This window comes from Halorubrum shenae (genome assembly GCF_051194165.1).
GTDB lineage: Archaea > Halobacteriota > Halobacteria > Halobacteriales > Haloferacaceae > Halorubrum.
This window is the reverse complement of sequence record NZ_JBLZNI010000002.1, coordinates 244,223-265,030: the sequence shown is the minus strand read 5'-3', so window position 1 is coordinate 265,030 and position 20,808 is coordinate 244,223. Positions and strand designations below refer to the sequence as shown.

The 20,808-nt window shown below is 68.3% G+C and carries 22 protein-coding genes; 11 read left to right on the top strand and 11 right to left on the bottom strand.

Annotated elements, in window-relative coordinates; all coding sequences use genetic code 11:
* Positions 1 to 11 precede the first annotated feature (11 nt).
* Positions 12 to 758 carry a hypothetical protein gene (locus ACNS88_RS04130; protein WP_435094179.1) on the top strand — a complete coding sequence of 249 codons (747 nt, stop codon included), beginning with the start codon at positions 12 to 14 and terminating at the stop codon, positions 756 to 758.
* On the top strand, positions 755 to 1,408 hold the full coding sequence (locus ACNS88_RS04125; protein WP_435094177.1) for a DUF2238 domain-containing protein: 654 nt from the start codon (positions 755 to 757) through the stop codon (positions 1,406 to 1,408). Before ACNS88_RS04130 ends, ACNS88_RS04125 begins: the two co-directional genes overlap by 4 nt.
* On the opposite strand, the gene ACNS88_RS04120 is transcribed toward ACNS88_RS04125, so the two are convergent.
* Complete coding sequence (locus ACNS88_RS04120) at positions 1,405 to 2,592, bottom strand: ArsA family ATPase (RefSeq protein WP_435094175.1); 1,188 nt, start codon at positions 2,590 to 2,592, stop codon at positions 1,405 to 1,407. The genes ACNS88_RS04125 and ACNS88_RS04120 overlap by 4 nt on opposite strands.
* Positions 2,593 to 2,997: 405 nt before the next feature.
* Between ACNS88_RS04120 and ACNS88_RS04115 the strand changes: the two genes are divergently transcribed.
* A complete protein-coding gene (locus tag ACNS88_RS04115; protein WP_435094173.1) occupies positions 2,998 to 4,884 on the top strand; it encodes a S8 family serine peptidase in 1,887 nt (628 codons plus the stop codon).
* 60 nt (positions 4,885 to 4,944) lie between these two features.
* On the opposite strand, the gene ACNS88_RS04110 is transcribed toward ACNS88_RS04115, so the two are convergent.
* From ACNS88_RS04110 to ACNS88_RS04095, 4 genes are all read right to left on the bottom strand, one after another.
* On the bottom strand, positions 4,945 to 5,484 hold the full coding sequence (locus ACNS88_RS04110) for a PUA domain-containing protein (protein ID WP_435094171.1): 540 nt from the start codon (positions 5,482 to 5,484) through the stop codon (positions 4,945 to 4,947).
* Between the two features lie 156 nt (positions 5,485 to 5,640).
* Complete coding sequence (locus tag ACNS88_RS04105; RefSeq protein ID WP_435094169.1) at positions 5,641 to 5,886, bottom strand: type II toxin-antitoxin system HicA family toxin; 246 nt, start codon at positions 5,884 to 5,886, stop codon at positions 5,641 to 5,643.
* Complete coding sequence (locus ACNS88_RS04100) at positions 5,887 to 6,153, bottom strand: type II toxin-antitoxin system HicB family antitoxin (protein ID WP_435094167.1); 267 nt, start codon at positions 6,151 to 6,153, stop codon at positions 5,887 to 5,889.
* A 65-nt stretch (positions 6,154 to 6,218) separates the two neighbouring features.
* Entirely contained in the window at positions 6,219 to 7,136 is a 918-nt protein-coding gene (locus ACNS88_RS04095) for an HD domain-containing protein (RefSeq protein WP_435094165.1), read from the bottom strand.
* 300 nt (positions 7,137 to 7,436) lie between these two features.
* Between ACNS88_RS04095 and dapA the strand changes: the two genes are divergently transcribed.
* Genes dapA through ACNS88_RS04060 form a run of 6 tightly spaced genes read left to right on the top strand, consistent with a single transcriptional unit; the run spans position 7,437 to position 13,609 of the window.
* The gene (gene dapA / locus ACNS88_RS04090) at positions 7,437 to 8,435 is read left to right on the top strand and encodes a 4-hydroxy-tetrahydrodipicolinate synthase (RefSeq protein WP_435094163.1); all 999 of its coding nucleotides are present in this window, start codon (positions 7,437 to 7,439) and stop codon (positions 8,433 to 8,435) included.
* The gene (gene dapB / locus ACNS88_RS04085; protein ID WP_435094161.1) at positions 8,432 to 9,223 is read left to right on the top strand and encodes a 4-hydroxy-tetrahydrodipicolinate reductase; all 792 of its coding nucleotides are present in this window, start codon (positions 8,432 to 8,434) and stop codon (positions 9,221 to 9,223) included. Before dapA ends, dapB begins: the two co-directional genes overlap by 4 nt.
* Positions 9,224 to 9,280: 57 nt before the next feature.
* Complete coding sequence (locus ACNS88_RS04080) at positions 9,281 to 10,120, top strand: 2,3,4,5-tetrahydropyridine-2,6-dicarboxylate N-succinyltransferase (protein ID WP_435094159.1); 840 nt, start codon at positions 9,281 to 9,283, stop codon at positions 10,118 to 10,120.
* Positions 10,117 to 11,478, top strand: coding sequence for a diaminopimelate decarboxylase (gene lysA / locus ACNS88_RS04075; protein WP_496923266.1), 1,362 nt, complete (start codon positions 10,117 to 10,119; stop codon positions 11,476 to 11,478). The genes ACNS88_RS04080 and lysA overlap by 4 nt, the downstream gene beginning before the upstream one ends.
* Positions 11,475 to 12,404: a diaminopimelate epimerase gene (gene dapF, locus ACNS88_RS04065; RefSeq protein ID WP_435094157.1), complete on the top strand. Its 930-nt coding sequence runs from the start codon at positions 11,475 to 11,477 to the stop codon at positions 12,402 to 12,404. The genes lysA and dapF overlap by 4 nt, the downstream gene beginning before the upstream one ends.
* Positions 12,401 to 13,609 (top strand): M20/M25/M40 family metallo-hydrolase, encoded by a 1,209-nt coding sequence (locus ACNS88_RS04060; RefSeq protein ID WP_435094155.1) that lies wholly within the window; start codon positions 12,401 to 12,403, stop codon positions 13,607 to 13,609. Before dapF ends, ACNS88_RS04060 begins: the two co-directional genes overlap by 4 nt.
* 17 nt (positions 13,610 to 13,626) lie before the next feature.
* On the opposite strand, the gene ACNS88_RS04055 is transcribed toward ACNS88_RS04060, so the two are convergent.
* From ACNS88_RS04055 to tpiA, 6 genes are all read right to left on the bottom strand, one after another.
* Positions 13,627 to 14,124, bottom strand: coding sequence for a LabA-like NYN domain-containing protein (locus tag ACNS88_RS04055; protein WP_435094153.1), 498 nt, complete (start codon positions 14,122 to 14,124; stop codon positions 13,627 to 13,629).
* A gap of 84 nt (positions 14,125 to 14,208) precedes the next feature.
* A complete protein-coding gene (locus tag ACNS88_RS04050; RefSeq protein ID WP_435094151.1) occupies positions 14,209 to 14,958 on the bottom strand; it encodes a hypothetical protein in 750 nt (249 codons plus the stop codon).
* Positions 14,959 to 15,053: 95 nt separating this feature from the next.
* Positions 15,054 to 15,374, bottom strand: coding sequence for a cupin domain-containing protein (locus tag ACNS88_RS04045; RefSeq protein ID WP_435094149.1), 321 nt, complete (start codon positions 15,372 to 15,374; stop codon positions 15,054 to 15,056).
* 77 nt (positions 15,375 to 15,451) lie between these two features.
* The gene (gene dnaJ, locus ACNS88_RS04040; protein ID WP_435094147.1) at positions 15,452 to 16,612 is read right to left on the bottom strand and encodes a molecular chaperone DnaJ; all 1,161 of its coding nucleotides are present in this window, start codon (positions 16,610 to 16,612) and stop codon (positions 15,452 to 15,454) included.
* Positions 16,613 to 16,693: 81 nt separating this feature from the next.
* Entirely contained in the window at positions 16,694 to 18,628 is a 1,935-nt protein-coding gene (gene dnaK, locus ACNS88_RS04035; RefSeq protein WP_435094145.1) for a molecular chaperone DnaK, read from the bottom strand.
* A gap of 180 nt (positions 18,629 to 18,808) precedes the next feature.
* A complete protein-coding gene (gene tpiA / locus ACNS88_RS04030) occupies positions 18,809 to 19,453 on the bottom strand; it encodes a triose-phosphate isomerase (protein WP_435094143.1) in 645 nt (214 codons plus the stop codon).
* 151 nt (positions 19,454 to 19,604) lie between these two features.
* Here tpiA and ACNS88_RS04025 point away from each other — a divergent pair, with 151 nt between their 5' ends.
* Complete coding sequence (locus ACNS88_RS04025) at positions 19,605 to 20,384, top strand: DICT sensory domain-containing protein (protein ID WP_435094141.1); 780 nt, start codon at positions 19,605 to 19,607, stop codon at positions 20,382 to 20,384.
* Positions 20,381 to 20,800 (top strand): disulfide bond formation protein B, encoded by a 420-nt coding sequence (locus ACNS88_RS04020; RefSeq protein ID WP_435094139.1) that lies wholly within the window; start codon positions 20,381 to 20,383, stop codon positions 20,798 to 20,800. Before ACNS88_RS04025 ends, ACNS88_RS04020 begins: the two co-directional genes overlap by 4 nt.
* The last annotated feature ends 8 nt before the right edge of the window (positions 20,801 to 20,808 follow it).

Genomic DNA, 20,808 nt, shown 5'->3' with positions numbered 1-20,808 from the left:
CGATTGGGCGTATGACTACGGACCGATCTACGGCCGACGCCCCGGACGGGAATTCCGAGGCGGATGTCGAGGCCGACGGCTCCGATCCGGCGTATCCCGGTTCAGCCGACTCCGATCTGGCCGATCTGGCGGATCCCGACCCGAGCGCTCCGGAGCGGAGCGTCATCGAGGACCGGCTGGCGCGGCTGTTCCGTAACGGGCGGACGAACGCGCTGGTTGCGTGGGCGATGGTGGCGATGCTTGTCGTCGTGTTCGTCGAGAGCCTGCTCGACTTCGATCTCCTTCCGATGGTCCTCGTGGCCGCGATGGCCGCAGTCGTGGTCGCGCCGGCGGTCGCGGCGCGGAACCCGCGAGTGATGCTCCCATGGGAGGTGCTCGGGCTGGCGCTGTTGCCGGTGCTGGTGCGCACGCTTCTCGGGGGCGAGCTCGGGACGTTCGCGACGTACCTCGCGATCGCCGCGTTCGCGCTGATCATCACCGTCGAGCTCCAGATGTTCACCACGCTACGCGTGACACACTGGTTCGCCGTGCTGTTCGTCGTGATGGCCACGATGGCGACGGCGGCGGCGTGGACGGTCCTGCGATGGAACGCCGACCGGATGCTCGGGACCGCCTACCTGACGACCAACGAGGCGCTGATGATCGAGTGGATCTACGTGACGCTGGCCGGGCTCGTCGCCGGCGTCGTCTTCAACTTCTACTTCCGGCGGCGCGGGGTGCGGCTTCGCCGCGCGATAGGCTGGGTGGTGCGCCGATGAACGTCCGCGGCGCCCTCCGCGCCCGCCCGTCGCTGCGGACCCAGCGGCGGCTCACTCGGGGGATGCAGATCTTACTAGCCGCCATCGTCGTCTACGGCGCGGCGTTCGGCCAGCCGAAGGCGATCACCAACGGCGGGCTCGGCCTGTTCGTCACGTTCGTTCCGGCGCTGCTCGAGCGCAACTACAACATTCCGCTCGACCCGTGGCTCGGCGTGTGGATCACGACCGCGGTGTTTCTCCACACGCTGGGGTCGGCGTGGTTCTACGCGCAGATCGTGTGGTGGGACCACCTCACGCACGCGCTCTCTGCGTCGCTGATCGCCGGCGCGGGATACACGACGCTCCGCGCGGTCGACCTCCACAGCGACATGATTCGGATCCCGTCGCGGTTCGCGTTCGTCTTCATCCTCGTGGTGGTGCTCGCGTTCGGCGTCGTCTGGGAGCTGTTCGAGTTCGCGCTGGACATCGTTGCCGACGAAACGGGCGTCTCGATGCCGCTGGCACAGCACGGGCTCGACGACACGGTGCTCGACCTGATGTACAACTCCTTTGGGGCGCTCCTCGTGGCGTTGTTCGGTCAAGCCCACCTCACGGGGGTCGCGGAGCGGGTCCGAGAGGCACTCTACGGAGCCCTAGACGAGCGGTCCTAGCGCAGACACGCGGCCACGACCCGCAGCGCGGCCTCTCCGCGAACCTCCTTCGCGAGCAGCGGGACTCGCTTCACGTCGCGCCCGCGGAACAGGTCCGTCGCTCGGCGGAGCGCCGCCTGCTGGACCTCCCACCGGCGCGCGCAGAACTCGCAGGTGTCCGGATTCGGCTCGACGACCCAGTCGGGGTCGATCGCGGCCCCGCTCCCGCCGGTCACGTCGCCGACGCCCTCCATCACCCGGTTGACCACGAGCGTGTTCACCGGGATTCCGAACTCGTCGAGGCGGGCGACGAGCCGCTCCGACTCGACGACGCTCATCTCCTCGGGGATGGTCACCACGCGGAAGTCGGTCTTCTCGGGGTCTCGCAGCACGCTCCGGAGGCGCTCGATCCGCTCGCGGAGCTCGTCGAGATCGGCGGAGGGGTCGGCGTCGTCGCTCCCGCCGCCGAACATCCCCTTGATCCCGTCCATCATCCCGGAGAAGCGCTGCCGGAGCTTCATCACCCGGCCGATCATCGAGTCCATGATCTCGGGGAGCTGGAGGAGTCGGAGAGTGTGGCCCGTCGGCGCGGTGTCGACGATGACCCGGTCGAACCGCGGGTCGTCGAGGTACTCCAGCAGCTGACGCATCGCGGCCGCCTCGTCTGCGCCGGGCATCGTGCCGCCGAGGAGAGAGCCGAGGCCGCCGTCGGCGTCGTTTCCGGTGCCGTCTGCGTCGCCTGCGCCGCCCGCGTCGCCCGCGCTGCCCCCGCCGCCCATCATCCCGCCCATCTCGCCCATCCCGCCGAGCGGGTCGCCGTCGGCGCCGAACATCCCCTCTTCCATCGCGTCGTCGGGGTCGATCTCGGCGGCGTATAACGGGATGTCCTCGCGGATGCGCGCCGGCTCGGCCGGGATGTCCGTCTCGTAGGTATCGGAGAGGGAGTGGGCCGGATCGGTGGAGACCACCAAGGTGTTGACCCCGCCCGCCGCCGAGGCGAGCCCGGTCGCGGCCGCCATCGTCGTCTTCCCGACGCCGCCCTTCCCGCCGTAGAGGACGTAGTCCGGGGCGTCGACGCCGGCGGGGAGATCCGTGGCGGCGTCTGTTTCGGTCGGGAGGTCGGCGTCGGGATGGTCGGCATCGCCGTCTCCCTCGGTCTCCGGCTCCTCGACGCGATCCACCGGCTCGACGTCGATATCGTCCATACCGAGTCGTGGGCGCGGCCCGCTTGTGTACCCGTCGGTCCAGAGATGTGGCTGTTTGGTGTTGGACCGGGTCGTTCGGTGGTTTGTGAATGGGGAGCGTTCGTCGATCGCTCGTAAGCTACCTCGCGGCTGAAGCTGCAGGCTTTCAGCGCGGACTCTCGTCCCGGCTGAACCCGAGTCTCGAACCACAGAACTATACAATCCAGTGTGGTATCTAATTTTATGACAAATAAAGGCAAATCAAGACGAGAAATACTCACCGGGATCGGTGCTGGAAGTGTTGGCGCAATAACACTCGGGACAGGGGCAACGAGTGCACAAAGCACAGAGCGTCACATTGTCGGGACGAGCGCACCAACGGCAACCGACGCCGCGAGGCGGCGGGCAGACTCGGTCCACCGTGTCTTGGATCTCGGCTCAATCGGCCAAGCCGTAGCTGGACGGTTCTCAGAGAACGCACTGAACGCGCTCCAACGGAATCCCAACGTCCGGTACATCGAAGAAGACGGCACGATGCACGCGATCGGCCAGAGGCTCTCGTGGGGAATCGATCGCGTTGATGCCGACGTACTCCACGGGAACGGTGAAACTGGAAACGGCGCCGACATTGCCATCATCGACACGGGGATCGATGACGATCATCCAGACTTGCAGGCGAACATCGGGACCGGCAAGGCATATGCCGATTGCAGTGGGTCAAATTGTAATTACTCGTGGTCAGACGACAACGATCACGGGACACATTGTGGCGGTATCGCTGACGCTATAAACAATACCGACGGTGTCGTTGGCGTTTCGACGGAAGCGACTCTCCACGCTGTCAAGGTTCTCGACAAGGACGGGAGCGGTTCGTTCTCGGACGTTGCGGCGGGTATCGAGTATACGGCAGACCAAGGGTGGGACGTCGGGAGTCTGAGCCTCGGTGCCTCTTCGGGATCCCAGACGGTGAAAGACGCCTGCCAGTACGCCTACGACAACGGGGTATTACTGGTGGCCGCGGCAGGTAACGACGGGCCCTGTTCTGACTGCGTCGGCTATCCCGCCGCGTATTCGACGGTCATGGCGATCAGCTCCACCGACAGCGACGACTCCCTCTCGTCGTTTTCCTCGACCGGCCCGGAAGTCGAACTCGCCGCTCCAGGTGGCGGGATCTACTCAACGGTCATCGGCGGTCACGATACCTTCTCGGGGACGTCGATGGCGTGTCCTCACGTGGCCGGCGCGGGCGGTCAGTTGATGGCCAACGGGTATACGAACACCGAAGCACGCGAACAGCTACAGTCCACCGCCGAAGACCTCGGCCTCTCGAGTTCCGAGCAGGGGTACGGCCTTCTTGACGCCGAGGCAGCCGTTCTTGGGAGTGATTCCGCGCCGAGCGTCTCGTGGATAAATCCCACTGACAGTGAGACCGTGTCGGGCACATTAACTGTCCAAATAGACGCAACGGACAGCGAGGATAGCAATGACACCTTGGATGTCACATACACCGTCGATGGCGGCTCCGCGAGATCGACTACATACAATTCCACGTCGACGTACTGCGAGGACTCCTGGGACACGACGGGAGTCACTGACGGCGACCATACGTTAGAGGCCAACGCGACGGACTCGGCCGGGAATACCAGTAGCGCGAGTATCACGGTCGCGACAGACAACACCGAGAGTTCCCCGGCGGTTGATACCCTCTCGGCAAGTGAGGTCGAGACCAGTGATTCCGACGCCGAGTTCGACGTCACGTGGGAGGTCAGCGACAGCGATGGCGACCTCGAGACCCTCGATCTGGCGTTGATCCAGGACTCGGACGGCTCGACCGAGGATACTGCGACCCTCAGTATCAGCGGCGGGACAGCGAGCGGCAGCACGCGGTTGATCGCAGTCGATGACGACGGCTCCGGCAATGGCTACACCGTCGAGGTGTCCGTCACTGACGCTTCGGGTACCACTGGATCGGGGTCGACCTCGGTTACCGAAACCGAGGACACGAGTACTGCACCGACGATCGACACCCACGACATCACGGAGGCCGGGTCGCCGAACCCCCACATCGAGATCACCGTCAACTGGGGCGTGAGCGACGGAGACGGGGACCTGAGCACCGTGACGATCTCTGCTGCCGACGCGGACGGGAGCAGCTTCAGCGACACGCACACGCACGCAGTGGGTGGAACCAGCGCGTCCGGCACGGACGAATTCAAATTCAAGAAAAAGGGCGGAGAGAAGGCCGATGTGACGATCACCGTGGACGATGTAGCCGGGAATACAGCGTCGCACACCGAGCAGGTTTCGGAGTAACGACCGATCGGGAGTCGGGTTCGCTCTCTTGAAAACCGCCTTAAAAATGGCGAGAACGCGCTACCTGTCGTCGCCGTTCGCGTCAGCGTCCTCGTCTCCGTCAGTCCCCGCGCCGTTCCGCACCTTCACCGCGACCCCGCTCGCGAAGTGCTCGGCCTCGGCGCCGGAGAGTTCGGCCCGCCCGACCGCGAACAGCGCGTCGTCCTCGTCGACGACGAGCACCTCGTCGCCGGGGCGGATCCCGTCGTCGGCCGCGGTCACGAACTTCGCGAACGTGTTGCGCCCCTCGCGGACGAACGGCTCGCTCTCCTCGCCGACAATCATCCGATGACGCGGGGCCGCGAACGCCTCGCGGATTCGGTTCCCCCCGGCGATTCCGAGGGTGAACCGCCCGTCCGTGCCGTACGAGACAAGCCGGTCGCCCTCCGGGCTGCCGGGGTCGTCGTCCACGTCGCCGACGATCACCTGTCGGGGGCGGCCGCCGCTCGACCGCCGGAGGGTCAGCGTCTCGTCCGGGGGGAACAGCGCGTCGCCCGCGCCCGCGCCGAACTGGTAGTCGGCGCCGGTTCGCAGGTCCGCGAGGGCCGCTGCGTCGCTCATACCTCGGTTATCGTGGCTACCCGCAAAGCCGTTGCGACACGAATCGAGAACGTGACCCGGAATGGGTTCCCGGTTGCGCCGTGACTCGGGAGCGGGGAGACGCTTCGGGGGGCTGTCGGGACGCATCCTGAAACCCCCGATAATCAGATCGACTCTTCAGGCGTGCTCGTCGATCCACTCACACCACGCGTGGAAATCCTCGGCACCGCATTGATCGGCGATCGAGCGAAGTGTCCCGATGCGAATCTCCGAGTGGAGTGGGACGTCGACGTTCCGAACTTCTCCGGTATCCGTGTTCTCGTACCGGAGCCGAACGTGACTTCCCCGGTGTGACTGTGGAACGTACCCGAAACGGGTCAGTACGGAGATCACCTCTCGACCGGAGAACGTCTGCCGAACCATCTACCGCATGACGTCTGGGAGTTCGTTGTCGTCGATACTGGAATCGACACCGATGTCCCGTAGAAATCCGTCGGGATCCGCAATGGGTTCGCCACCGCCGGCTTCCAGTGTGAGCACTTCGGCGAGCTGCGTGAGGGCCTCTGCGCGGGTCTCTCCGCCGCGAGCTAATCCCGTTTCGAGATCGCGGGCCGTAACAGTACCGTCGTCCTCACGGACGAATTCGACTCCGTCGGGGCCGTCGTCTTCCCGGCGAGTCGCGCTTGCCATGTTCTCAGATACGCTCCCCACTCCGAATAAGTGTTCGGTCGATACTCGGTCGATAATGCACCGCCCTACAGCTCGATCCGGTCGACGATCGACTTCGTCCCGTCCTCGTCGCTGTGGGTGTTGACCGCGACCGTCTGAATCCGGTCTTCCAACAGCGACCCCTCCATCTTCGCCTTCAGCAGCGAGTCAACCTGGTAGACGCCGGCCGCGTTGTTCATGCGGATCACGACCTGTACGGGAGTCTGTTCACCCTTTCGCAGGGAGACGCGCTCGATCGCTTGCGAGGAGACGGTGTTTATCCCGCGGCCGCCCTCCTCGTAGGGGACCCGAGAACGACCGCGCTCCATGTCGAGTCCGTCGGCGATCCGGACGACGCCGGCCTCGCGCGTCAGCGGCTGCTCTTCGGTGTGGTGACAGAGGATGACGTGGAGTACCTCGGCTTTGATCCGGACCTGCTCGGGAACGTCGTAAAACGACGGGAGGAAGTCGTCGAGGAAGTCGGCCGCGAGCGGGATCGAGTAGTAGGGGTGGTCGTGGCGGTGGACGACGTGGCCGATGTCGTGGAGGGTGGCCGCGAGCGCGATGATCACCGGCTCGTCGGCCTCGTCGAGCCCCTGCTGGCGGGCGCCGTTGAACTCGACGTCGCCCGCCTTCAGCAGGTCGTACAGCCGGAGCGCGCGGTCCCGGACGATCTCGATATGTTTCGTGCCGTGGTCGTTGTACCCCTTCCGGTCGACGGGGTTGACGTTCTGTGCCTCCAGGTACGCCGTGATCTCCGGGTCCGACTCGATCCGGTCGAGCATCTCGTTGAGCCGGTCGTCGGGGAACGCGTGCTCCCGGTCGGAGTGGTACTCGTGGCGGTCGGCGTCGGGGTCGGCGTCGATGTCGGGCCTGTCGTCGGGGTCGAGATCGTCAAAGTCGTCGGGGACCTCGGGATCGCCGGACTCGTCTGCCCGCTCGTCGGGGTCGGTGGAATTGGCCATGAGATCCAGAGAGACGCGTCGATGACCTAAAAGCGTGTGCGTGACGCGTTCATCACCCGGACGGCAGTTTCGACCCGAGCCCAAATCTATAAGCGACGGAGGGTTCCACTACGAATGTGAACCGACCCGCGTTCGGACGCGGCTCGCCGGCGCCGCCAGCAACGCGGCTCTTTTCGAAAAAACGCGCGTGACCCGTCCGCCGGCGGGAGTGGCGACCCCGTCCCGGACGACCCCCGACTCGCGCGCACCGTTCGCTTATCAAGCGCAGACGACGCAGACACCGACATCCACCGTCAACCAATGACAGACACAACCACGACGACGCCCTACGGAGCGCAGGACGCGACGGACCGAGAACAGACCGACGAGCCCTTCGAGGGGGTGTACCCCGCGATGACGACCCCGTTCACCGACGGCAACGAGGTCGACCACGAGCAGCTCGCCGACAACGCCCGCTACCTCGAGCGCGCGGGCGTCGACGGAGTCGTCCCCGTCGGCTCCACCGGTGAGTCGGCGACGATGAGCCACGACGAGCACGTGGACGTGATCGAGACGGTCCGCGACGCCGTCGACGACATTCCCGTGATCGCCGGCACCGGCTCGAACAACACCGCCGAGGCGCTCTCGCTCTCCGAGCGCGCCGCCGACGCGGGCGCCGACGGCCTCCTGCTCATCTCGCCGTACTACAACAAGCCGGAGCCGCAGGGGTTTTTAACCCACTACCGGACGGTCGCCGACGAGGTCGACCTCCCGCAGATCGTCTACAACGTCCCGAGCCGGACGGGGCAGTCGATCCCCGTCGACGTGTCCGTCGAGCTCGCCGAACACCCGAATATTCAAGGGTACAAGGCCGCATCCGGCGACCTCAACCTCATTAGCGAGGTGATCGAGCGCACCCGCGACGAGACGTTCTCCGTGCTCTCGGGCGACGACGGGCTCACCCTCCCGGTCCTCTCGATCGGCGGCACAGGGACCATCAGCGTTGTCGGCAACGTCGAACCCGAGCGCTCCTGCGCGATGGTCGGCGCCGCGCTCTCGGGCGACTACGACCGCGCCCGCGCGCTCCACCACGAGCTCTCGCCGCTCGTCCGCGAGCTGTTCGCCGAGACGAACCCGATCCCGGTGAAGGAGGCGATGCACATCCGCGACCGGGGCGGGCCGCTGGTCCGCTCGCCGCTCAGCCGTCTCTCGGAGGAGCGGCGCGAGATCCTGCGCGAGCTGCTGGCCGAGTACGACGACGGCGCGCCCGGCTCCGTCGATTCAGCGGCCGTCGATCCCGCGACGGGGGACGCCGAATGAGCGGCGAACCCCTCTCTATCGCCGTCACCGGCGCCGGCGGTCGGATGGGTCGCGAAGTCATCTCGGCCGCCGCCGACCGCGAGGGCGTCGCGGTCGCCGTCGCGGTCAACCGCACCCCGACCGACCCAGTGGCGGGCGTCGCGGTCGAGGACGCCGACCGGCTCGACGAGCTGCTTGCGGCCGCAGAGCCCGACGCACTCGTCGACTTTACCGGTCCCGCCTCGGCGGTCTCGTACGCCGAGGACTGCGTCGACGCGGACGTGCCGATGGTCACCGGAACGACCGGATTCGCGGACGCGCAGCTCGATAGCCTCCGGGCCGCGAGCGACGCGGTCCCGGTCCTCAAGGCGTCGAACTTCGCGCGCGGCGTCGCCGCGCTCCGGCGCGCCGTCCGCGAGGCCGCCGCCGCGCTCCCCGGCTACGACGTGGAGCTGACGGAGACGCACCACAACGCCAAGCGGGACGCCCCCTCGGGCACCGCGAAGTCGATCCTCGACGACGTGGAGTCGGTTCGTGACGACCTCGACCGGCGCGTCCACGGACGCGAGGGCGACGCGCCGCGCGAGTCGGGCGAAATCGGCGTCCACGCCCGACGCGCGGGCGACGTGACTGGCGAACACGAGGTGCTTTTGGCGGGGAACCGAGAGACGCTCGAACTCACCCACCGCGCGGGCGACCGCGGCGTGTTCGCCGAGGGCGCGCTCGACGCCGCCGACTGGCTCGCCGACCGCGAGCCCGGGTGGTACGCGTTCGGCGACGTGCTGGACGCTGGTGGCGCCGACGAATAACTAGAGCGAATACGCATATCGACGAATAAATACCGACACTCATCTATACACCATCTAATGACGCTTGAAGCCGACGTATCCGATCTGTGGGACCGCTATCAAGACGGGCTGACCGCCGTCGACGCGACCGACGAGGACGCTGCCGTAATCGACGAGTTCCTCGCCGCACTGGAGGCCGGCGAGGTCCGCGCCGCCGAGAAGACCGGCGACGACGTGACCACGTGGGCGGCTAACGAGTGGGTCAAGCGGGGCATCCTGCTCAACTTCGGCCTGCGCGAGACCGAGGCACGCGAGTACGGCGGCGTCACCTACCACGACGTGCTCCCGCTCCGCGACACCGATGACCTCGGCGAGCGGGGCACCCGCAACACGCCGGACGGGACAACTATCCGCCGAGGCGCGTACCTCGGCAGCGACTGCATCATGATGAGCCCCTCGTTCGTCAACATGGGCGCGTACGTCGGCGACGGCACCCTCGTCGACTCCTGTGACACGGTCGGCTCCTGCGCCCAGCTCGGCGAGAACGTCAAGCTCGGCGCCAACACGCTGATCGGCGGCGTCCTCGAACCCGTCGAGGACGCGCCGGTGATCGTCGAGGACGGCGTCTCGCTTGGCGCGGGCTGTCGAGTCACCTCGGGCTTCCGCGTCGGCGAGAACAGCATCGTCGGCGAGAACACCCTGTTGACGCCGCGAATCCCCGTCTACGACCTCGTCGAGGAGGAGGTCATCTACGGCCACCTCCCGGCCGAGCGCCGGGCGTTCACCCGGATGGTGGAGTCGTCCGTCGGCGACCACGACCTCTTCGAGGGCGGCGCGTACAAGCCCGCGGTCGTCGCGACCCACGTCGAGGAGGAGACGCTGGAGGCGACGCGGCGAGAGGACGCGCTCCGGGAATGAGCGATCACGACGCCGCCGCAGAATCATCGGTGAATCCGTCGGTCCGGCGCGTGAGCGACTGGGACGCCGACCGCCTGCACGACCTCGCGGCCGAGTACGACACCCCCCTCTACGTGCAAGACCTCGACCGCGTCCGGGAGAACTGCGAGCGCCTGCGCGACGCCTTTCCGGATGCCGACGTGCGGTACGCGGTGAAGGCCCACACCGGTCGGGCCGTCTTGGAGACCGTCCGCGAGGCGGGCCTCGACGCCGAGTGCGCCTCGGCGGGAGAGGTCGACCGCGCGCTCGCGGCCGGCTTCGGCGGCGACCGACTCCACTACACCGCCGTCAACCCGCCCACCCGCGACCTCGACTACGTCGTCGGCGTCGCCGAGGCGGAGCCGGGCCTCACAGTCACCGTCGGCGCTCTCGACACCCTCGACCGCCTCGCCGAGCGGGGCTACGACGGGCGGGTCTGCGTCCGGGTGAACCCCGGCGTCGGCGCGGGCCACCACGAGAAGGTCCGAACCGGCGGCGCGGCGAAGTTCGGGATCCCGTACGACCGGGCCGCCGAGGCGACGCGGAACGCGGCCGAGCGCTTCGACGTCGTCGGAATCCACGCCCACGCGGGCTCCGGGATCGACCCGGACCAGCTCGACAGCCACCGCGAGCTGGTGGCGCGGATGGGCGATCTGGCGCGGGAGCTTGCAGAGCCGGACAAGGACGGCGTCGCCCCTCTCGACCTCGAATACGTCGACGTCGGCGGCGGCTTCGGCGTCCCGTATAAGGAAGACGCGCCGGCGCTCGACCTGCCCGCAGTCGGCGAAGCGACGCGAGAGGCCGTCGCGCCGCTGCCCGCGGGCGTCGACCTCGCGATCGAGCCCGGGCGGTACGTCGTTGCCGACGCGGGCGTCCTTTTGACGCGCGTTAACACCGTGAAGCCGACGCCAGACGAGCGCGTCGTCGGCGTCGACGCCGGGATGACGGACCTGCTGCGCCCGGCGATGTACGACGCCTACCACCCGATCCGGAACCTCGGGGGCGGGCGCGGGGACGACGGCAGCGACGCGCCCTCCCCGGACGACCGGTCGGCAACCCCTGTCACGGTCGCCGGACCTATCTGTGAGACCGGCGATACGCTCTGTAGGAACCGAGCGCTCGCCGACCCGGCTCGCGGGGACCTCCTCGCGGTCGGGATTGCGGGCGCGTACGGATACGAGATGGCGAACCAATACAACTCACGACCGCGGCCGGCTGAGGTCGCGCTCGACGACGGCACCGCGGCGGTCGTCCGCCGCCGGGAGACGCTCAGCGACCTGACGAGGGTTGAGGGGGCATCGAATCGAGACCGAGCCGACGGCACGGAGGGGAGTCGATGAGCGCCCACGCCGTCCCGTTCGAGAAGTACCACGGCACGGGCAACGACTTCCTCGTCGTCGACGCGGGGGCCGAGGGCGTCGGCGACCGCTCGGCCTTCGCGCGCGCCTACTGCGACCGTGAGACGGGCGTCGACGGGAAGGAGTTCGACGTCGTGCGAGACGGAGACCCCACAGGGCGACGCGGCGCCGACGGCGTCCTCTTTTTAAGTGTTGAGGAACGCTTCGACCCGACTCGCGTCGTGATGACGCTCGTCCAGCCGGACGGCTCGACGGCGACGATGTGCGGTAACGGCGCCCGCGTCGTCGCGCGGTGGGCCCACGACCGGACGGGCGACCGCGAGTTCATGATCGACACGCAGGCCGGCACCCGGCGCGCCTCGGTGAACGCGGACGCGACCGCGGCGACCATCGAGATGGGCGAACCGACGTTCGATCCCGTCTGGGTCCCCCTCGCCCGCGACGCCCCGCTGATCGACGAGCCGGTCGAGGGACTGACCGTCACCGCTGTCAACACCGGCGTTCCGCACGCGGTCGCGTTCGTCAACGGCGGCCGCGACGACCCCGACGGGATCGATTCGATCGACCTCGACGCGATCGCGCCGCCGGTCCGTCACGCCGACGTCTTCCCCAAGGGCGCGAACGTCAACCTCGCGAGCGTCGTCGACGACGGGAGCGGCGACGGGCCCGCTGTCATCGACCAGCGAACCTTCGAGCGCGGGGTCGAAGGCGAGACCCGCTCCTGCGGGACCGGCGCCGTCGCGATCGTCGCGGTCGCGCGACGGCTCGGCCTGATCGACGGCGATTCGGCAGTCAGCCGCCCCCCGGGCGGCGAACTCGAGATCACGGTGCCGGACCGCGGTCACGCCACCCTGACCGGCCCCGTCGCCCGCGAGTACGAGGGGACGCTCCCGGTCGACCCGCGATGAACGAGCCGGCGTTCGACCCGGTCTCGTTCCTCGAAACGGCGGTCCAGACGCCTTCTCACGAGTCCGTCGACGCGATGCGCGAGTTCGTCGTCGAGACGCTCGATCGGTTCGAGGTCGACAGCGACGTCGTCGCCGGCGGCTGCGTGCTCGCGGAGAAGCGCTCGGACGCGCCCGACGAGGGGCCGCATCTCGTGGTGAACACGCACCTCGACACGGTGACGCCGCACGTCCCGTTCGAGCGCGGCGAGGCGGACGAGAGCGAACGCGGCGGCTCGGCGGGTGCCGAGTCGGAGCCAGTGATCCGCGGGCGCGGCGCCTGCGACGCGAAGGGACCGCTCGCGGCGCTGTTGTCGGGCTTCCTCGCTGCCGAACCGGAGCGCGGCCGGCTCACGCTGGCGCTCACCCCGGACGAGGAGTCGCTGTCGCTCGGCGCGGCGGCACTAACTGGGCGCTCGCCCGGGACGGAGGACCGACTCGACGGCGACTGCTACCTAGTCGGCGAGCCGACCGGTCTCGACGCCTGCACCGCCGCAAAGGGTCGGTTTCAGGGGACCGTCGAACTGTCGGGCACTGCCGCCCACGCCGCGGAGTTTGCGGGGGCGAACGCCGTCGCCGCTGCCGAGGGGGCGCTTTCGGCGGTTCGGACGTTCGACGACGGCGCCGAGGAACACCCCCAACTCGGTCCGCCGAAGCTCACGCCGACCGTCATCGAAGGCGGCGGCGCCACGAATCAGGTGCCCGCGGACTGCGAGATCACCGTCGACCGTCGGAGCGTCCCGCCGGAGACGGCGGAGGGGTTCCGGTCGTCGCTCGCGGATGCCGTGCGAGAGTCGACGCCGGACGACATCGGCGTCGCGGTCGGGCTGACGGACCGTGAGTCGCCGTTCTTCGAGGCGTTCTCGACGGATCCGGACCACGAACTGGTGGAGGCGGTCGCGAGCGCGGCCCGAACGGCTGGCGAGTCGGTCGGCCTTCCGACGGATCGCGGCGGCGCGGTCCGCCCCTTCGGCGCGGCGACGGAGGCGTCGTACTTCGCCCCCGCGCCGACGGTCGTCTTCGGCCCCGGCGACCTTGCCGACGACGCCGGCGCGGTCGCGCACGCAGAGCGGGAGTACGTCCGAGTTCGAGAGGTCGAGGCGGCCGCGGAGACCGTCGATCGGACCCTCGCGGCGCTGCTCGGCGACGCGAACGCGGCGGGGAGCTGACGCGAGCCGCGGCGACCTTATAAGAGGAACGTCTCCTTTTCGTCCGCGAGATCGACGAAGTCGTCTGCGGCCTCGATCAGCTCGTCGGCCGCGGAGTTGCCGAATCCCATGGCTTCGACGCGGACGCCCTCGTGACGCAGGTGCGAGCAGAGCCGGGCGAAGTCGCCGTCGCCGGTACAGAGCACGACGGTGTCGACGTGGCTCGCGAGCGAGACGGCGTCGAGGCTCATCCCGAGGTCCCAGTCGGCCTTCTTCGAGCCGTCGGCGAACGTCTTGATCTCTTTGATCTTCGTCTCGAAGCCGATGTCTCGTAACGCCTCGAAGAAGCTCTCTTCCTCCGGCGAGTCCGCGCGGATCACGTACGCGATGGCGCGGACGAGCGCGCGATCGTTGATTGCGGCCTCCAGCAGGCCGGAGTAGTCGATGTTGCGCGAGTAGAAGCTCTGTGCGGAGTGATACAGGTTCTGCGAGTCGGCGAGCACCGCGACGCGCTGGTCGGGGTGTATGTCGGTCATACGTCCCGTTCGCCCCGATGGGTTAGGGGTTTTGGGATCCGTCTCCCCGCCGCGCGACCAGTCTCCCTGTACACCGTCTCGTCGTCAGCCGTCCCCGAGCGCCGGAAGGGTCGCTCGCTCCGGCTCCGGCGGCTCGGGCCCGGGCTCGCCGACGACAACCGCCACCTCGCCCCGGGACTCGGCGTCCTGACGGTCCGTCTGGTCCGCTGCCAGCACGACGGTTCCCCCCACCGAAAGCGGTGCGATCACGCCCGCGGCCAGCGCCCGCGGGTCCGCGAAGTCGCTCCGCAGGACCACCCGGGTGTCGGCGTCGATTCCGTGTCGCTCGACGGTCGACGCGGCCGCCGCGAGGAGGTCACGGTGTGTGACTCCGCCGTCGGCGGTGCGAACGACCGGGTCGTCGGGACCGACCGCGCTCGGCGGCATCCCCGGGTTCTCGCTCCACAGCTCCTGTTCCCAGTGGGTCGTCTCGGGGCGCTCCGGCGGGCCGCCGAAGACGGCGAGGTTGGTTCCGGGCGTCGGCTCCGCGTTCGCTTCCTCCTCGACGGCAACGAGGACGACGCGGTCGCCGTGCTCGATCCCCGCTTGGGGATCGAACCGGACCGGGGCGCCAAGCCCCGCGGCACCCAAGAAGGCGAGCGCCGTGTGGAGGCTCGGCGTCGGCTCGACGGCGACGGTCGACCCCTCGCGCGCGCCGAGGTAGCGAAACACGTTGGCGGCCTTGTACGCGTTGGTGATCAGATCGCGATAGGTGCGCTCGCGCCCGTCGACCGTGACGAGCGCGACGTCGCGGTTCCGCCGGTCCCGAGCGAGCAAGTCGCCGACGACATCCATACGCGGGGCTCGGGGCGGGCGAGACTTAAAAACGCGGAGGCAGTTCCGGGAGCCGCGAGTCGGGCGTCCGGAGTCGGAGATCTATCGCGAAGCGCTCAGGGTGCGCCGGCGATGACCATCTTCGAGCCGTCCGCGGAGAACGCCAGATTGCGCGTGGAGTCGGCGTCGACCCGGACCGCGTCACCCGGTCCGAGTTCGATAGCGTCGCCCTCGACGGTGAGCGTCGCCTCGCCGTGGAGCAGCACGTACACCTCCTCTTGGTCGTCCTCGGCGTGGTCGTGTTCCATCCCCTCCCAGCCGTCGTCGGCCTCGACGACCGTGACGCCGAGTTCCTCGCAGTCGAGCGCGTCGCGGAGGAAGTACATGCCGGGGGCGCGCGGTTCCACGTCGTCGTAGGCGGTCGTGTCGTAGCCCATGTCGGACGAACGGACCGAACCGCGGAAAAGGTACGGGTCGGCGAGGGCGGACGGGCGACGGGTCGCCGAACGAGTGTTTAAAAGGAGCTCTTCAGCTTCTTGAAGAACCCGCCGCCGACGTCGACGTCTTCGCCGCCGGCCTCGGCGAACGCCTCGAGCGCCTCGCGCTGCTCCTCGTTGAGCGAGTCGGGGATCACGACGCCCACCTTCACGTAGAGGTCGCCGCGCCCGCGCCGGCGCAGGCGAGGCATCCCCTTCCCCTTGAGGCGGAACGTCTCGCCGCTCTGGGTGCCGGACGGCACGTCCATCTCGACGCTGCCGTCGACCGTCTCGACCTCGATGGTGTCGCCGAAGACGGCCTGCGGGAAGGAGACGGCCTCGTTCACGCGGAGGTCGTCGCCGTCGCGCTCGAACCGGTCGCCGACGTCGACGTCGACCTCGATCAGCAGGTCGCCGTTGGGGCCGCCGTTCTCGCCGGGCGCGCCCTCGCGCTCCATCCGGAGGCTCTGTCCCGAGCGGATCCCCGCCGGGATCTCCACCGAGAGTGTCGCCTCCTCGCGGACGACGCCGTCGCCGCCGCAGTCGGCGCAGTCCTCGCTGTACAGTTCGCCTTCGCCCTCACACCGGGGACACGTCGAGGTCTGCTGGACGCGACCGAGCGGCGTCTGCTGGACCTGCTGGACCTGCCCGCGCCCGTTACACTGCGGACAGGTCTCCACGTCGGCGTCGGGCGGGTGGCCCGCGCCGCCGCAGGTGTCGCACTCGGTCGGCCGCGTGAGCGTGACCTCCTTGGTCGCGCCGTTAAACGCCTCCTCCAAGTCGATCGTGAGTCCGGTGCGGAGGTCCTGTCCCTGTCGCGGTCGGTTGCCGCCGCCACCGCCGCGGCCGCCGCCACCGCCGAAGAACTGGTTGAAGATGTCCTCGAAGCCGCCGGCGCCGCCGGCGCCCCCCGCGCCGCCGAAGGGGCCTCCCGCACCGCCGGGACCGCCCCCGCCGGTCGCGCCGCGCTTGTCGGCCTCCGTGAAGCGATCGTGACCCAGTTGGTCGTACTGCTGGCGCTTCTGCTCGTCGGTGAGCACCTCCTTGGCCTTCTGGATCTTCTTGAACCGCTCCTCGGCGTCATCGTCGTCGCTGACGTCCGGGTGGTGTTCGGCGGCCTGCTTGCGGTACGCCTTCTTGATCTCCTCCTCGCTGGCGTCCCGCGATACCCCGAGGACGTCGTAGAAGTTCTCGCTCATGCGTTACGTTCGTTGTTCGTTGTTAGGTCGTTCGTAGCTGGGTCGTGTTACGCGGCGCGTCCGAAGGCGAGGGAGCCGACGCTACTCCTCGTCGTCGTCGACGTCCTCGAAGTCGGCGTCGACGTACTCCTCGTCGTCGCCGTCGGCATCCGGACCCGCACCGCCGGGGCCCGCAGCGCCCGGACCGGCTGCGCCGCCCATGCCGCCCATACCGCCGGGACCGGCGCCGGCCGCGCCGCCAGCGCCGCCCGGACCGGCCTGCGCGGCCTGTCCCTCGTACATCTGCTTGCCGATCTCTTGGAGCTCCTCCGTGAGCGCCTCGGTGACGGACTCGATCTCGTCGGTGTCGGCGTCCTCGTCTTCGAGGACGTCCTCGACGTCCTCGATGGCCGCCTCGATGTCGGCGACGAGCTCGTCGTCGTCGAGCTCTTCCTCGTTCTCCTCTAAGAGGGTCTCAGCGCGCTGGATCGACGTCTCGGCCTCATTGCGGGCCTCGATCCGCTCGCGGCGGGCCTCGTCCTCCTCTTTATGCTTCTCGGCTTCCTCCTGCATCTGATCGATCTCCTCGTCGGAGAGGCCGACGCCGCCCTCGATGGTGATCGACTCCGCGTTGCCCGAGCCCTGATCCTCGGCCTCGACGTTGACGATGCCGTTCTCGTCGATGTTGAACGAGACCTCGATCTGCGGGGTTCCGGCGGGCGCCGGCGGGATACCGGAGAGCTGGAACGCGCCGAGCAGCTCGTTCTCGTCGGCGATCTCGCGTTCGCCCTGGAAGACGCGGACGTTGACGGAGGTCTGGTTGTCCGCGGCCGTCGTGAACACCTTCGACTCCTCGGTCGGAATCGTGGTGTTCTTCTCGATGAGCCGCTCGAAGAGACCGCCCTTCACCTCGATCCCGAGCGAGAGCGGGGTCACGTCCAGCAGGACGATGTCGTCGACGTCGCCGGAGAGCACGCCGCCCTGGACCGCCGCGCCGAGCGCGACCGCCTCGTCGGGGTTGACGTTCTTCTTCGGCTTCTGTCCCACGAGCTCTTCGACCTGCTCTTGGACCTGCGGCATCCGGGTCGAGCCGCCGACGAGGATGACCTCGTCGATGTCGGACTTGGCGTAGCCGGCGTCGGAAAGCGCCTGCTCGGTCGGGTTAACTGTTCGCTCGATGAGGTCCGACGTGAGGTTCTCGAACGTCGCGCGGGTGACCGACTGTTCGAGGTGGACCGGACCGCTGTCGGTCGCGGTGATGAAGGGGAGGTTGACGGTGGTCTCCTTCTTGTTCGACAGCTCGATCTTCGCCTCTTCGGCGGCGTCTTTCAGCCGCTGGAGGGCCTGCCGGTCCTCGCGGAGGTCGATCCCGTGGTTGTTCTGGAACTCCTCGGCGAGGTGGTCGATGAGCGCCTCGTCCCAGTCGTCGCCGCCGAGTTCGTTGTCCCCGTTCGTGGCGACGACCTCGTACACACCGCCGCCGAGATCGAGGACCGACACGTCGAACGTGCCGCCCCCGAGGTCGTACACGAGGACGGTCTGGTCGGATTCGTCGTCGAGGCCGTACGCCATGGAGGCCGCGGTCGGCTCGTTGACGATGCGCTCGACGTCGAAGCCGGCGATCTCGCCGGCGTCTTTCGTCGCCTGGCGCTGCTTGTCGTTGAAGTACGCGGGGACGGTGATGACCGCCTTCTCGACGTCGTCGCCGAGGTACTCCTCGGCGTCGCGTTTGATCTTCTGGAGGATCATCGCCGAGACCTGCTCCGGCGTGTACTCCTCGTCGCCGATCTCGACGGTGTAACCGTCATCGCCCATGTGCCGCTTGATCGACTGGATCGTGCGGTCGGGGTTCTGGACGGCCTGGTTCTTCGCCGGCTTGCCGACGAGACGCTCGTCGTCGTCCGCGAAGGCGACGACCGAGGGAGTGGTTCGGTCGCCTTCCGCGTTGGCGATGATCTCGGGCTCGTCGCCTTCCATCACCGCGAACGCGGAGTTGGTGGTACCGAGGTCGATACCGAGGATCTTGTTGCTCGCCATCTTACTCAATTGTACCGGCTTGTGTCGGTTAAAGGTTACTAGACGGCGCGATTCGGGAGCACAGCGAATACCGCCGCAGTCATGCGATTTCCGCGATCGTGTGAACGCGTCTCACCGGTGTTTTTATATCGATCCGCAAGCGCAGCACCCCGCATTCCGTCGCGGGGGTAGACGAGGCCTTCAGATCCCGCTGACCAGGTCTTCGAGCACGGCCTCCGGGTCGTCGGCCTTCGCGACGCCGGACGCTAAGAGGACGCCGGCGGCACCGAGTTCGCCGGCAGCCCCCACGTCGTCGCCTGTCGAGACACCGGCACCACAGAACACGTCGACCGCGGAGTCGACGGCCTCGGCGGCCGCGACCGCGTCCTCGACGATTCCCGGGTCGGCCGTCGAGACGGAGACGTCGCCGCCGATGAGCTCCGGCGGCTCGACGGCGACCGCGTCGGGGCCGAGCGCGGCGGCGGCGCCGACCTGCGCGGGGTTGTTCGCGCAGACGATCGTCTCTAAGTCGGTGCGCTCGGCAGCGCGGACGGAGGCGTCGATGTCGGCGAGCTTCAGCCGGTTCTCCGAGTGGTTAATAAGGGTCCCCTCGGCGCCGTTGTCGGCGACGGCCTCGGCGAGCGTCGACCCGGTGTGGGAGCCGTGGGCGTTCGGCGAGACGTGCTGGGCCCACGTCTCGACGCCGGTGTCGGCGACGCGGGCGATATCGGCGGCCTGCGGCGAGACCGCGATTCGGGCGCCGGACGACTCGGCCACGTCGCGGGCGGCGGTCGCGACGTCGATCGGATCGCACGGGTACGCCTTGAGGTTCACCAGGATGAACATACTCCCAATCGTGGACCCCGGCGCAAATAGCTTCACGCTTTGGCGACGCGGACCCCCGCCCGATCTCACGGGCCACGAAACGAGAATCCGTTTCGCGAACCGCGAGAGCAGAAACGACCTTATACCCTGGTACTGTGGGTCCCGACAAGGAATGTCCCTCATCGAGCTCATCGCCGGCGTCGAAGCTCACGAGGCCACGTTGACCGTCTTCAACGCCGATCCGGCGGTCACGGACGAACTTCGGGAGTACTTCGCCGACCGCAACATCCGGATCGTCGAGGACCAGACCGCCTCCGGGCCAGCGGAATTCGTCGTGTTGGCGCGGGACGGCGGGTTCGTCACGGCCGTGACCGTCGACGATCTGTTGGCGGGGCCGGGCGGAGGCGGCACGGAAGCGTCCGACGGCGAAACACCCGAATCGGGAGCTAAGAGGGCGAACAACGGACGCGTCGGGAGGCCGGTGTTGGACCACCTCGACGAGACGATGTTCACCTCGTACTCCCGCGACGACATGGTCGCCGCGTCTCGGGAGATCGAAGACCGCGCGTGGCGGGTCGGCGACGGCGAGCTCCACGCCGGGTTCCAGACGCTCGACGTGCTCACCGGCGAGGCGGACACCTACGCCCTGCTCGGCGAGAAAGAACGGCTCGACGTGCACGCGTACGCCGCGGCCGAGGGTAACGCACCGGACGTGGAACACTACACCGTCCACGTCGGCGAGACCGCCGAGATCCGAGAGACGTGGTTCGTCGCGTACGACGGCGGCGGGTACGACGACGCGAAGTGCGCGCTGCTCGCCGAGGAGCGGTCCCCGGGCGAGTTCTACGGATTCTGGAGCTACGACCCCGAGACGGTCGATTCCATCATCGACTACCTGACGGACCAGTACGGGGGATCGGAACAGACGGACGACGGCGGAGCGACGGTGTGACAGCCAGGCTCTCGGAGACGACCCTTTGGCTGTCGGCCGCCACCCTGGTCGCGACGGTCGCGACCGCGGGGAGCCTCTGGTTCAGCCTCGGACTCGGGCTCACGCCCTGCGATCTGTGTTGGTACCAGCGGATCCTGATGTATCCGCTCGTCGTGGTGTTCGGCGTCGCGACGCTCGAGAGGCGGGCGGCGGTCTCTCGGACCGCGCTGCCGCTCGTCGGTCTCGGAGTGAGTCTCGCCGCCTACCACTCGTACCTCCAAGCGGCGCTGACGGAATGCACGCTCGGCGGGCCGTGTGCGACCGTCCTGTGGCAGAGCCCGTTGCTCAGGCTCACGATTCCGAACCTCTCGCTCATCGCGTTCGGGGTCCTCGCGGTCCTGCTCGTCGGACTGTGGGTGCGGGTCGGCCGGCGGTAACCGGCAAG

Excerpts from the sequence above, each read along its gene's own strand:
- ACNS88_RS04130 (WP_435094179.1), top strand. The coding sequence starts at position 12 with ATGACTACGGACCGATCTACGGCCGACGCCCCGGACGGGAATTCCGAG.
- ACNS88_RS04125 (WP_435094177.1), top strand. The coding sequence starts at position 755 with ATGAACGTCCGCGGCGCCCTCCGCGCCCGCCCGTCGCTGCGGACCCAG.
- ACNS88_RS04120 (WP_435094175.1), bottom strand. The coding sequence starts at position 2,592 with ATGGACGATATCGACGTCGAGCCGGTGGATCGCGTCGAGGAGCCGGAG.
- ACNS88_RS04110 (WP_435094171.1), bottom strand. The coding sequence starts at position 5,484 with ATGAGCGACGCAGCGGCCCTCGCGGACCTGCGAACCGGCGCCGACTAC.
- ACNS88_RS04105 (WP_435094169.1), bottom strand. The coding sequence starts at position 5,886 with ATGGTTCGGCAGACGTTCTCCGGTCGAGAGGTGATCTCCGTACTGACC.
- ACNS88_RS04100 (WP_435094167.1), bottom strand. The coding sequence starts at position 6,153 with ATGGCAAGCGCGACTCGCCGGGAAGACGACGGCCCCGACGGAGTCGAA.
- ACNS88_RS04095 (WP_435094165.1), bottom strand. The coding sequence starts at position 7,136 with ATGGCCAATTCCACCGACCCCGACGAGCGGGCAGACGAGTCCGGCGAT.
- dapA (WP_435094163.1), top strand. The coding sequence starts at position 7,437 with ATGACAGACACAACCACGACGACGCCCTACGGAGCGCAGGACGCGACG.
- dapB (WP_435094161.1), top strand. The coding sequence starts at position 8,432 with ATGAGCGGCGAACCCCTCTCTATCGCCGTCACCGGCGCCGGCGGTCGG.
- ACNS88_RS04080 (WP_435094159.1), top strand. The coding sequence starts at position 9,281 with ATGACGCTTGAAGCCGACGTATCCGATCTGTGGGACCGCTATCAAGAC.
- lysA (WP_496923266.1), top strand. The coding sequence starts at position 10,117 with ATGAGCGATCACGACGCCGCCGCAGAATCATCGGTGAATCCGTCGGTC.
- dapF (WP_435094157.1), top strand. The coding sequence starts at position 11,475 with ATGAGCGCCCACGCCGTCCCGTTCGAGAAGTACCACGGCACGGGCAAC.
- ACNS88_RS04060 (WP_435094155.1), top strand. The coding sequence starts at position 12,401 with ATGAACGAGCCGGCGTTCGACCCGGTCTCGTTCCTCGAAACGGCGGTC.
- ACNS88_RS04055 (WP_435094153.1), bottom strand. The coding sequence starts at position 14,124 with ATGACCGACATACACCCCGACCAGCGCGTCGCGGTGCTCGCCGACTCG.
- ACNS88_RS04050 (WP_435094151.1), bottom strand. The coding sequence starts at position 14,958 with ATGGATGTCGTCGGCGACTTGCTCGCTCGGGACCGGCGGAACCGCGAC.
- ACNS88_RS04045 (WP_435094149.1), bottom strand. The coding sequence starts at position 15,374 with ATGGGCTACGACACGACCGCCTACGACGACGTGGAACCGCGCGCCCCC.
- dnaJ (WP_435094147.1), bottom strand. The coding sequence starts at position 16,612 with ATGAGCGAGAACTTCTACGACGTCCTCGGGGTATCGCGGGACGCCAGC.
- dnaK (WP_435094145.1), bottom strand. The coding sequence starts at position 18,628 with ATGGCGAGCAACAAGATCCTCGGTATCGACCTCGGTACCACCAACTCC.
- tpiA (WP_435094143.1), bottom strand. The coding sequence starts at position 19,453 with ATGTTCATCCTGGTGAACCTCAAGGCGTACCCGTGCGATCCGATCGAC.
- ACNS88_RS04025 (WP_435094141.1), top strand. The coding sequence starts at position 19,605 with ATGTCCCTCATCGAGCTCATCGCCGGCGTCGAAGCTCACGAGGCCACG.